At 62.7% G+C, this 11,281-nt stretch carries 14 protein-coding genes; 3 read left to right on the plus strand and 11 right to left on the minus strand.

Features of this window, described 5'->3' with window-relative positions; genetic code table 11:
* Window positions 1-4 precede the first annotated feature (4 nt).
* The 11 genes from IVB27_RS10390 to IVB27_RS10440 form a co-directional block, all read right to left on the minus strand.
* Window positions 5-379 (minus strand): c-type cytochrome, encoded by a 375-nt coding sequence (locus tag IVB27_RS10390; RefSeq protein ID WP_247443390.1) that lies wholly within the window; start codon window positions 377-379, stop codon window positions 5-7.
* 20 nt (window positions 380-399) lie between these two features.
* On the minus strand, window positions 400-1,035 hold the full coding sequence (locus tag IVB27_RS10395; protein ID WP_247353257.1) for a c-type cytochrome: 636 nt from the start codon (window positions 1,033-1,035) through the stop codon (window positions 400-402).
* The gene (locus IVB27_RS10400; protein WP_247353259.1) at window positions 1,035-1,874 is read right to left on the minus strand and encodes a substrate-binding domain-containing protein; all 840 of its coding nucleotides are present in this window, start codon (window positions 1,872-1,874) and stop codon (window positions 1,035-1,037) included. Before IVB27_RS10400 ends, IVB27_RS10395 begins: the two co-directional genes overlap by 1 nt.
* Window positions 1,858-3,693 (minus strand): methanol/ethanol family PQQ-dependent dehydrogenase, encoded by a 1,836-nt coding sequence (locus IVB27_RS10405; protein WP_256468298.1) that lies wholly within the window; start codon window positions 3,691-3,693, stop codon window positions 1,858-1,860. Before IVB27_RS10405 ends, IVB27_RS10400 begins: the two co-directional genes overlap by 17 nt.
* Before the next feature lie 110 nt (window positions 3,694-3,803).
* Complete coding sequence (locus IVB27_RS10410; RefSeq protein WP_247443393.1) at window positions 3,804-4,595, minus strand: heme-binding protein; 792 nt, start codon at window positions 4,593-4,595, stop codon at window positions 3,804-3,806.
* Between the two features lie 72 nt (window positions 4,596-4,667).
* Window positions 4,668-5,591, minus strand: coding sequence for a cytochrome c oxidase assembly protein (locus IVB27_RS10415; protein WP_247443395.1), 924 nt, complete (start codon window positions 5,589-5,591; stop codon window positions 4,668-4,670).
* Window positions 5,579-5,932 (minus strand): hypothetical protein, encoded by a 354-nt coding sequence (locus IVB27_RS10420; protein WP_247443396.1) that lies wholly within the window; start codon window positions 5,930-5,932, stop codon window positions 5,579-5,581. Before IVB27_RS10420 ends, IVB27_RS10415 begins: the two co-directional genes overlap by 13 nt.
* Window positions 5,929-6,528, minus strand: coding sequence for a cytochrome c oxidase subunit 3 (locus IVB27_RS10425; protein WP_247443398.1), 600 nt, complete (start codon window positions 6,526-6,528; stop codon window positions 5,929-5,931). The genes IVB27_RS10420 and IVB27_RS10425 overlap by 4 nt, the downstream gene beginning before the upstream one ends.
* Entirely contained in the window at window positions 6,525-8,432 is a 1,908-nt protein-coding gene (gene ctaD / locus IVB27_RS10430; RefSeq protein WP_247443412.1) for a cytochrome c oxidase subunit I, read from the minus strand. Before ctaD ends, IVB27_RS10425 begins: the two co-directional genes overlap by 4 nt.
* Before the next feature lie 2 nt (window positions 8,433-8,434).
* Window positions 8,435-9,445, minus strand: a complete 1,011-nt coding sequence (gene coxB / locus IVB27_RS10435) for a cytochrome c oxidase subunit II (protein WP_247443399.1) — start codon at window positions 9,443-9,445, stop codon at window positions 8,435-8,437.
* A 145-nt stretch (window positions 9,446-9,590) separates the two neighbouring features.
* A complete protein-coding gene (locus IVB27_RS10440) occupies window positions 9,591-9,713 on the minus strand; it encodes a DUF3556 domain-containing protein (RefSeq protein WP_247443400.1) in 123 nt (40 codons plus the stop codon).
* A 139-nt stretch (window positions 9,714-9,852) separates the two neighbouring features.
* On the opposite strand from IVB27_RS10440, the gene IVB27_RS10445 reads away from it, so the two are divergent.
* From IVB27_RS10445 to IVB27_RS10455, 3 genes are all read left to right on the plus strand, one after another.
* Window positions 9,853-10,071, plus strand: coding sequence for a DUF6894 family protein (locus IVB27_RS10445; protein WP_247443401.1), 219 nt, complete (start codon window positions 9,853-9,855; stop codon window positions 10,069-10,071).
* A gap of 14 nt (window positions 10,072-10,085) precedes the next feature.
* Complete coding sequence (locus tag IVB27_RS10450) at window positions 10,086-10,553, plus strand: metallophosphoesterase family protein (RefSeq protein ID WP_247443403.1); 468 nt, start codon at window positions 10,086-10,088, stop codon at window positions 10,551-10,553.
* Window positions 10,554-10,719: 166 nt separating this feature from the next.
* Entirely contained in the window at window positions 10,720-10,893 is a 174-nt protein-coding gene (locus IVB27_RS10455) for a hypothetical protein (RefSeq protein ID WP_247353275.1), read from the plus strand.
* The last annotated feature ends 388 nt before the right edge of the window (window positions 10,894-11,281 follow it).

The raw sequence follows: 11,281 nt of genomic DNA on the forward strand, positions 1-11,281 counted from the left end.
ATGGTCACTTCAGCGTATAGAGAAAGGCCGCGATGTCCCGCGCGTCCTTCTGCGGGATACCCATCCTCGGCATGGCATTGCCCGGCAATGCCCTCTGTGGATCCTCGATCCAGTCAGCCATGTTGTCCGGCGAGTTCTGGATGTAGCCGGCGATGTAGGTCCGCGTGCCGCTCCGATGCAAGGGCGGGCCGACGTTACCGTCCGCACCGGCAATGCCGGGAATATCGTGACAGGCGCCGCATTTGTATTGCTTGACGAGGTCAGTGCCACGGCGCGCATCGCCTGTGAAATTGTCCGGGCCCGCAGCCTTGCCTTCGCAGGCGGCGGTTGCCACGGCCAGCAGCGAGGCGGCTAACAATTGTGTGCCCGAACTCACCATCGGCTGCTCCGCTTTACCGGTCAGGGCTTTTGGCCGAAATTGAAAGTCTTGGTGGCGGACCAGGGATCTGTCGTCGAGACCTGCTCGGTCGGGACTTGCTCCATTTCCGGCGACAGTGGGTTCGCCGAGAAAGTCCGGCCCCATTGATGGCTCGGCTCGTTGCTGATCTTGCCGATATAGGTGACGAGGTCCCAGATCACGCTGTCAGGCAGCACGCTGCCCCAGGCCGGCATTCCGTTCGGCCGTCCCTGATAGATCGAGAGATAGATGTTTTCGGGCTGCGAGCCGTAGGTAAAGGTGTTGTTGCTCAGCGCCGGCCCCATGCCGCCGCCGCCATTGGGCGCGTGGCAGCCGACGCAGTTGAAGTTGACGTAGTAGGTCATGCCGCGCTGCTCCGCATTGGGATCGCCTTGCACGGGGTTCTTGATTTGCGGCGGATCGGGTTGCGCGCCCGGGAAGAGGGTGGTGACCGGGACTTGCATGAATACGCCTGGCCTGCCATTGCCGACACTGCCACCGAAATTCGGGCGTGAAGCCAGCGTCGGCATCTGCGCCTCCTGCGACTGCGGCAGTGTCTGTTGGGCAAGTCCGGCGCCGTTCGGCACGGCGGCCAGCAGCAACGATAGGGCGCTCGCGCGCAGGGCTGGAGCAGACATCACTCATGTCCTCCGGACGCCGTGACCGGCCTGTCAACCAGCGGCACCCCGTAACTTCGCAGCAGCGAGGTGATCTCGGGTCGATGGCCGTCGATGAACGCATTCAGCCGGTCGCGCAGGGCGTCGTCGCCTTTGCGCACGCCCATGGAGATGGCGAACTGGAACTGCTGGGGCGCAAAGCGCTCGTAGTCCTGGATCGGCGTGACAGTCAGCGGCACGGCTGAGCGCTGCGCGAAATAGCCGGCCAGCGGCCCCCAGACGGCGGCGACATCGATCCCGCCGCTTTCGACCGCTTCGATCAGGCGCGCCGGCGGATCGGCCTGGCGATAGTCGCCGTAAATCGAGTAGCCGCGGACATTGTCGACAATGCCCTGTTCGCCGAGCGCCTGCGCGGGCGGTGGATTGTTGCCGTCGTCGCCGATCAGATGCACGCCGATCACGAGGCGATGCAAGCGCGGGTCGAGCAGCGACGAAAGATCGAGGTGCTGGTCCTGCCGCGTGACGAACACGTAACTCGATCGATAATAGGGCTTGGTCGTCTCGGCGAGATCATAGCCGGACGGCACACCCATGACGACGTCGCATTTGCCGGCTTTCAGTGTGTTGCGGATGAAGCCGCGGCGCTGCGCCCACCAGGTGTATTGCACCTGCTTGCCGAGGTCTTCGGCCACCATCGCTGCAAGCTTATTTTCAAATCCAGCCTCGGCGCTGTTCGAGAATGGCAGATTGTTCGGATCGGCACAGACGCGAAATTCACCATCCGCCGTTGCGGCCGCAGCGGTTGAGAGCCCGAGCAGGATGACGAGGGGGATGACGGAATAACTATTTCGCAGGCGCATGGCTGGTGCCCTCACCATTCGCGCCGCCGAGCTTGAACACCAGCAGCTCGCTCCCGCCGGCGGTATAGAACGGCAAATCCTGCGTCGCACCGGTAAAGCCAAGGGCGCTGTTGCGCACCCGCGGATCGACCTCGGCGTTCGCCACCACCCCCGGCCAGCCGCCGACGCCCGAAAGGATCGCGATGTATTGCTGTCCGTCGGACCCGCGATAGGAGATCGGCTGGCCGATGAACCCGGAGCCGGCACGGAATTGCCAGAGCACGCGCCCATCCTTCGCATCCACCACTTTGAACAAGCGATCCATGGTGCCGTAGAACGCGACATCCCCAGCTGTCACCAGCGCGCCGCTCCAGACCGGCAGCTTTTCGTGGATCTCCCAGACCTTCTTGCGCGCGACGAGATCCCACGCCATGAACTCGCCGCGATACCCGCCGGGGCCGGCATACATGTCGACGTCGGCGCCGACATAGGGCGTGCCGGCGATGTAGCCGACTTGAGAAGCCTTGAAGCTCATACAGAGGTGCTGGTGCGGCACGTAGAGGAGTTTTGTGCGCGGTGACCACGCCGTCGGCTGCCAATCCTTGGCGCCGGGCGCGCTCGGGCAGATGTTCTCGACCGTCTTGCCGATAAGCGGCGTCTTCTCCTCGTTCGGGATGATCTTGCCGGTCTTCAGATCGACGCCCTTGTAGGTGTTGACGAAATCATACGCGTCCGCCGAGATCACTTCGCCGGTGGCGCGGTCCATGACGTACATGTAGCCGTTGCGGCCGGGATGGATCAGCACCTTGCGCGGCTGGCCATTCAGTTCGAGGTCGACGAGCACGTTCTCGTTGATCTCGTCGTGGTCGAACAGATCGTGCGGGTTGACCTGGTAGGCCCATTTGGCGCGCCCAGTGTCGGGGTCGCGGGCAAAGATTGTGGTGCTCCAGAGATTGTCGCCGCTGCGCTGGTTCGCGTTCCAGGGACTTGGATTGGCAGTACCGTAGTAGATCAGGTTCAGATCGGGATCGTAGGAGATCCAGCCCCAGACCGTGCCGCCGCCGACCTGCCAGCGGTCGGCGGGCCAGGTCTTCACGCCGAGATCCTGGCCTTTGAGATTATCGTAGAACGGCTTGAAGTCGTCGCCGATCAGCACGTCCTTGTCAGGACCGGTCGAATAGGCACGCCAAGCGATAGCTCCGGTGTTCTCGTCGAGCGCGGTCACCCAGCCGCGCACGCCCAGTTCGCCGCCGCTGTTGCCGACGAGAATCTTTCCTTTCACCACGATGGGAGCCATCGTGATCGTTTCGCCCTTGTTGATCTCGCCGAGCTTCGTGTGCCAAAGCTCTTTGCCGGTCTTGGCATCGATGGCTACGGTGTGGTTATCGAGCGTGTTGAGGAAGACCTTGCCATTGTCGAAGGCGAGTCCGCGATTGACGACATCGCAACAGGCAACGCCCGCGGCAGCGGGCTCCGGCTTCGGTGCGTAGGACCATTTCAATTCACCGGTCGTGGCATCGAGTGCGAACACACGGTTGGGATAGGGGCCCGCATAGGGGCCGACCACATACATGGTGCCGTCCACCACGAGCGGCGCCGCCTCCTGGCCTCGATCGGCGCCGACCGAGAACGTCCACGCAAGCTGGAGGCGCGAAGCATTGGTGGCGTTGATCTGGTCGAGTTCGCTGTAGCGAGTGTTGGCGTAGTCGCGCGCCGCCATGGGCCATTGGCCCGGGTCCTTCATGCGGCTGGCCAGATCGGTTTGTGCCGAGGCGGACGACAGCAATGCGCAGGACGCGCAAACGACACTCAGCGACCGCGTAAGGCCACGCACTAACATTTGTCAAGATCTCCACGGCGGTGATGGGACCGTGCCGCGTTGCAGGTCGGCTTGCGAACGTACAAACGTTGCGCCTCCGCTTGGTTCCAAAGTCCGACGTTGACGGAGCGCTATCTCACCACATTGCCCGAAACGCCCGCGCCGAGATCTACCGCGATCTGATCCTCCTTGCCGTTGCACTTGGGGTGACCAAATCCCGACGGACTTTTGCCGTCAGGCCCGATGTCATAGATGATCGCGTCTTTCATGTTCGGGCTGACGCCGGCCGGCACGCGGTCAAGTCCGAGCAGGTGACGCACGCGCCAGGCGACGTTGTGATCGGCGCAGGAGCTGTCACCGCTGACGCCTAGCGCACCGGCGACGCCGTTGCCGTCGTAGAGTGCCAGCCCGCCTCCGAAGACGATCACGCCGCCGACAGGCCTGCCGACCATCGGATCGTGGGCCGTCCCGAATTCGTCCGGAGTGCCGGCGTACAGAACCCCCGGGGATGGAGGGTTGCTGAGAGCCGCGCCGAACAGGAATCCGCCAGGTTGCGCGCCCGCGTAGAGATTGGCCGTGGCCATCGCCTTGTCCTTCAGGCTGAACGCATTGGCAGTATTGGCCTTTTCGGCTGCGATCGCCCGGCTGCCAAGCCACTGATCATCGGCCTTGCGGCCGCTGTAGGCGACTGCGCAGACAACACCCTGTCGATTGACGACAGCTGCCCATTCGTTGTTGTCGAGGCCTCCGTTGCTCGGGCCGCCGCCCGGCTTGACGCTCTTCTTGAGGATATCTGCGAGCTTGTCATGGTCGACCGGACACGACATGCCTGGCTGGGGTTGGTCCTGCGCGTTCAAAACTGCAGGCAACAAGAATGCCGCGGTAAAGATAGCCGTTGCCGCCATGACGGATCGTTTTTCCATGTGGCCTCCGTGGAGTGTCGCAATCGGCAGGCGAACGTTCGAGGAGAAGTTGCGGTTCCTATGCAGCATCGCTCAGCCGGGATGTTGAATGAGCGGGAGGTGGGAGTGGCCATCGTTCGCAGTCAGCCACCGGTGAGCAAAGAACAACGCCGCTCCTGTGTAGAGTATGCCCATCGGCACCCACATGAGGATGCCGGCGAGCTGTTGGTCTTCCAGCGGCGAGAGGCCGAATTCGCCCGCGAGGGCGCCCTGGCCCGGGATCCAGAGCCGCGTCGACACAGTCAGCAAGGCCCCGAGCACGCCGGAATGCAGGATGGTGATGAACAGGCAGGCGACCGCGATTCCGTCGCGAATTCGGATGCTGCGGCCCTTGCCCCGACCGTGCAGCAGCACCCACCAGAACAAGAGCGCGGTCGCAAAAAAGCTGATGTGCTGGAGGCGATGGACCGCGGAATTCTCCAGTGCCCAGGCGTAGAGGGGTGGTGCATGCCAGATCCACAGCGCTGCGCCGTGGAGAATGGTCGCGCTCATGGGGTGGCTCACAAAACGCCACGGCCACGCCAGCACCGGCAGATTGAGCATGCGACCCGCCGCCGGGCGAAGCCGGGCTGGCAGGCTCCACAGCAGCGGGCCATTGATCCGGGCGAACGCCATCAGCGGTGCCGCGACGACTATGAGCAGTTCGTGCTCGACCATATGCGCAGTGAACAGGCGCTCGCCGAGCCAGTGCAGGGGGGAGGTCACGGCAAGAGCTGCGACCAGCCATCCGGTCCAGAACGCCGCGACCTGGCGGAAGCTGACGCCGCGGCCACCTCCCGCATGGTGCCAGAGCCGCTGCGTTCCAACATAGAAGCCGATCCCCACCGCGTAGAGCGGGGCCATCAGCCAAGGGTCGTAGCTCCACAGCGAGCCGGGATCGACATCCGATAGTCCGTGCGCATCGGCCCGACCCGCGAGCAGGGCAAGCAGCAGTGCTGCAAAGCTCAGCGCAGGCATGGGCTGATCATGAGCGACGCGGCGAGCTGGTTCGCAATCACCAGCGCGAACAGCACGCCGGAGCCGACGCCGAGCCAGGCCATGAACGTTCTGGGCCCGCCACCCCGTGCATCCGTCCATCCAGCCTCCGCGCTGCGCCGAACCGCACGGGCCGAAATCAGCGCGCCTGCAAGCGAGACGATCGCGAGAACCGCGCTCACAATCGCGCCGCTCGTCCTGGTCTTTTCGCAGGAGAAATGCGCGAGCACGTAGACGCCTTGCAAACTGATGGCCCACGCGATGGGCCCGAGCGCAACGCCGGCCCAGTAAAGCAACCTGGAATGTCCGTCAGCTTCGGTCATAGGCGCGGTACCCAATCGAGCAGGACGTAAAGCGGCAGCCAGGCGAGCACGACGAAGTTCCAGTAGAACACGTTGTCGGTCACGTCGCTGAAGCGGCGCGGTTTCGCATGGCGCGTGAACATCAGCACCGCCAGCACGACCGTGTCGCCCACATCGGTGGCAAGGTGGGTCGTGTGCAGTCCCAGAATGAGCCACACGATCGAGCCGTAGGCGGAATTATCCCAACGGGTGTTGAGATGTGCGAATTCGAAGCCGCGCAGCACCAGAAGCGCGATGCCGATCGCGGCCATCACGATCAGGCAAATGCGGACCTTTGCGAGATCCTGCCGATGCGCCACACGGCTGGTATATTCATTGGGTATGATGCTGAGCAGATAGATCACGGTCTCGGCCGTGCCCGGCCAGAGATCGGGCGGCGAGGCGCCGATCGGCCAAGTTGGGTTGACGGCGTAGAGGTAGAGATAGGCGCCGATGGCAATGGCAAAACCCATGCCTTCGAGCGCCATAAAGCCCATGGCGCCCCACCACGGTCCGCTGCGCGGGCCGTAACCGTAAGTCGGCAGTTCAGCGACATTGCGGACGATGGTCTGTCTCACTCCTCGTCCTCCTTGCTGCCGGCCGGCCAGAACCAGCCGATCAAGGTGACGGCCATCGGCGGCGTGCCCCAGAGCACCGCCCAGGGCGTGAAGATCGAGCCGATGAAGAACACCGTCGTCGCGACGGCGGCGAGCAGAGGCCAGATGCTCGGCTCGGGCGAAGCCTCGCGGATCTGCGGCTCCGCTTCTGCGAGCGAGGTCAACAGGATTTCGCGCCGCTCGGCACTCAGACCCGCGACCACGGGCAGGCTCTCGCTGTCGGCCCACAGCGGATCGCGGTGCTTGACCACCGGAATGCGGTCGAAATTCTGCGGCGGAGGCGGCGAGGAGGTGGCCCATTCCAGCGTCGAGGCATTCCAGGGGTTGTCGCCCGCGAGCTCACCCTTGCGCAGGCTGTAGATCACATTGACCAGAAGCAGCGCGAAGCTGATCGCGAAAATGAGGGCACCGCCGCTGGACAAGAGGTTCAAATGCGCCCAGTCCATGTCGGCCGTGTAGGTGTAGACCCGGCGCGGCATTCCGATCAGCCCGAGGATGTGCATCGGAAAGAACGCGACGTTGAAGCCGATGAAGGCCAGCCAGAAATTCCAGCGCCCGAGTCTTTCGCTCAGCATGCGGCCGGCGATCTTGGGAAACCAGTAGTAGACGGCGCCGACCAGCGGGAACACAGCGCCACCGATCAGAACATAGTGGAAGTGGGCTACGACGAAATAGGTGTCGTGCACCTGGGTGTCTATCGGGACCGAAGCGACCATCACGCCGGATAGCCCGCCGAGCACGAAGATCACCATGAATCCGATCACGAACAATAGCGGCGTCCGGTAAACCGGGCGTCCATCCCAGAGCGTCGCCAGCCAGCAGAAGATCTGCAGCCCGCTCGGCACCGCGATCAGCATGCTGGACGCCGTGAACAGGCCAGCGCCGAGTTGGGGCAGGCCAGTGACGAACATGTGGTGGACCCACAGGCCAAACGACAGGAAGCCGGTCGCGATCAAGGAGAGAATGACGATGGGATAGCCGATCACCGGCCGACGCACGAACGTCGCGAGGATCGCCGAGACCATCCCCGTTCCCGGAATGAATATGATGTAGACTTCGGGGTGGCCGAAAAACCAGAACAGGTGCTGCCAGAGCAGGGGGTGGCCACCCGAGGAGGAATCATAGAAGCGGGTGTTGACCAGGCGATCCAGGATCAATGACGTGGACGCGACCATGATCGACGGCATCGCGAACATCACCAGAAAGCTTGTGACCAGCATGGCCCAGACGAACAGGGGAATGCGGTCTAGGGTCATGCCCGGCGCGCGGAGCTTGAACACAGTCACGACGATCTCGACGGCGACCGCGAGCGCCGCGACCTCGGTAAAGGTGATCATCTGCGCCCAGACATCGGCCCGCTTGGTCGGTGTGAACTGCAGGCTGGAGAGGGGAACGTACGAAAACCAGCCGACATCGGGGCCGGCGTTGAACAGGAAGGAGATCCACAGAAAGCAACCGCCGAACAGAAACATCCAATAGCTGAAGGCGTTCAGTCGCGGAAAGGCGATGTTCCGCGTACCGACCATCAGCGGCACCAGATAGACGGCGAACGCCTCCATGACCGGCACGGCGAACAGAAACATCATCGTCGAGCCGTGCATCGTGAAGATCTGATTGTACTTGTCCGCCGAGAGAAAAGTCTTCTCCGGCCCCGCAAGCTGAACGCGCATCAGGATCGCAAGAATGCCGCCGAGAAGCAGGAATGCGAATGCAGTCACGATGTAGCGACGTCCCACGACCTTGTGGTCGACCGACATGAGCGCGCCGACCAGTCCGGACGGCGTGCGCCACACTTTCTCCAGTTGCGTGGAAAGCTGAAGGCCATTCAGGACGTCGTCCCGCAACTCGTTCGGTTCAGCGGCCATGCTCACTTGAGCTGCTCCAGATAATGAAGGATCGCGATGAGCTCGCCCGATTGCAGCGGCATCTTCGGCATGAGGTTGCCCGGCTTGACGTGCTGAGGATCGGCGATCCAGGCGCCGAGCGTCGCCGGGGTATTCGGCAGCGTTCCCGCCGTGATGGTCGTGCGGCTGCCGATATGCGTGAGATCCGGACCGAGCTGCCCGCCGGCCAGTGTGCCGCTGATGTTGTGACACAAGGCACAGCCGCGGGCCCGGAAGAGAGCCTCGCCCTGCTTGCCGAGCTGATCCGCGGGGCTGTTCGCGCTCTGATTCTCACGATCGCGCCATCGGCCGAACTCGTCCGGCGGTAGCGCGATCACCGCGAAGGCCATGTGCGCGTGCTGAAGTCCGCAGAACTCGGCGCATTGTCCGCGATAGACGCCGGCGTTTTTCGCGGTGAATTGCAACTCGTTCTTTTGCCCGGTGATGAGGTCCATCTTCCCGGTCAGGCTCGGCACCCAGAAGCTGTGGACCACATCTGCAGATTCCAGCTCGACCTTCACCGGCTGGCCGGTCGGGATCCGGATCTCGTTCGCGGTTACGAAACTCCGATGCGGACTGTCATCCTCATAGCGAACCTCCCACCACCATTGGTGTCCGATGATCTTGAGCGTGAGGGCGTTCTCGCCCTTGGCGAAGACGATGCGCTGCCCGGCATAGCTGACGAAGGAGAGGCCGAGCACGATCACCGTGGTTGCAACGCCCAGCCCAATGATGACTCGGCCCGTGCGTTCTTCGAAGGCTTGATGGAGATCGAGCGGCTGATCGGCCAAGCGCTTCCGGCGCAACATTCCGAGGGCGAGCACGATTACGACTGCGATCCAGACGATCGCAGCAACCCCGAGAAAGATGAATAGTGTATGCAGGATCTGCTCGGATTGCAGCCCTTGCGGGTCGAGCGTCGACTGCCGGCCGGCGCACGCAACAAGCGGCCAAGTCGTGCATAGCACCAGGACAATTCGCACCCAGACTGGCATAGACGCTCGCGGTTCCCCTTCACAGGCGGGAACTGGCCGATCCTACAAAGGTTCCTATCTGCTGTTGGAGCGAGCCGCGCGCAGCCTTTGCAAGAGAGCTTAGAAGAAAGAAGATATGTCCAACGTTGCTCGTCAGACCGCGAATTTAGAATGGCCATCCCCTGGCGGCGATGAAGATAACCGCATCACCCGCGGCCATGAGCAGCAAGACGGCGAGGACGGCGATGACCGCTCCGGGCTGGACTAACACGCGCAGTTCGTCGAGCATGGGTCTATCCAGTTCCGAACGTCCTCAGCAGCAATGTCCCGGTGACCCGCAGGTTCCTGAACGTGCCAGAAGTCCACGCGCCCGCGCCGGAACGAAGGTTTGGGATCGCGCGTTTCTGCGACAGATGCGAGGGGGCGACGTGCCGCACTATCATTTTGACCTGGTGGATTCGAAAACCGTAGCTGACGAAGAGGGCGCCGACTTGCCGGATGACATCCAGGCTCTCGATGTCGCCGAGGAGATCGCCAAGCGGCTCCTGAAGGAGCGTCCCGAGCTTGAGGGCCGTCACTTCTCGATCCTCGTCACCAATCGGGACGGCGACGAGATCGGCCGGGTACCACTGGATGTCCTGCACTGAAGTTGCGACATGACATGACGTTCAAGCTTGGAGTGATCTCCGACACGCATGGACTACTGAGGCCGGAGGTGGAGCGCTGCCTCACGGGCGTGTCGCACATTATCCATGCGGGCGATATCGGCGCTCCCGATGTTGTGGAACACCTTCGCCGGATTGCGCCTGTTACAGCCATCAAAGGCAATGTCGACAAGGGCGAGTGGGCAAAATGCTACCCCGAGACCGAAACAGTGCGCCTTGCGGGGCGCTTCTTCTACATCTTGCACGATCTCAAGGAGCTGAAGGCAAACCCCGCCCAACGAGGAATCGACATTGTAGTTTCCGGCCACTCGCATCGGGTGAAAATCGACACAATCGGCGGAATACTATTTCTAAATCCGGGGAGTGCCGGACCGAGGCGCTTCAAGCTGCCGATTACGCTGGCAACGCTCGATCTGGATGAGAGCGGCGAACTGCGGCCCATCGTTCACGAGCTCGGCAGGTGAAAACGTGGAGGTGCGACCTACCAGCTCCCGTCATCATCACCTTGGGCAACCCGGGCCGGAATCGTTCGTTGCTAAGGACAGACGTCAGTACAAGCGCGAGGAACGACCGTAGCCGTATCTCATTGGTCTGCATGATGGTCGTGAAGACCCAAAAATGGAGCACGCAATGTCAAAAATGCCCCCCGTACCGGCAGAGCAGCGCAGCGACAAGGGACCCGGTTCAGATCCAAAGACCGAGACCAACGAAAAAATCCCCAGCCGCGAGAACTTCGACACCCAGGGACGTCAAGGCAACATCAAGCAGAACACCACAAACCAAGGCTACCAGCAGGATCGATGATGCCCCACAAGAACTCTGAAACAGAACGGTTCGGTGGACCCGGGTCCTCCCAGCAGGATCGCAAGCATCCTGAAAAGGGAGGGCGCGAACATGAAGCCCCGACGCCGGGGGCTCCCACAAATGACCGGAAGTCGCACGTCTCAGGAGGCGGTGGTGAGCGCGATGAGCATCACACGCACGACGATCGTCACAGGAGCTGAGACATTGGCCCACAGGAACGTGCGACCCGTTCCGGAAGACGATGGAGAAAAACGATGCGCAAGATCAGTTCTGCCATGATGCTGGTCGCCCTGTTGGCCTGCGGCTCGACAGGCGCCGCTTGGGGGCAGGGTGGCGGAGGAGGCGGCGGCGCCCGTTCGGGCGGGGGCGGAAGCGCGAGCAGCACCAG

The organism is Bradyrhizobium sp. 197 (assembly GCF_023073375.1).
Taxonomy (GTDB): domain Bacteria; phylum Pseudomonadota; class Alphaproteobacteria; order Rhizobiales; family Xanthobacteraceae; genus Bradyrhizobium.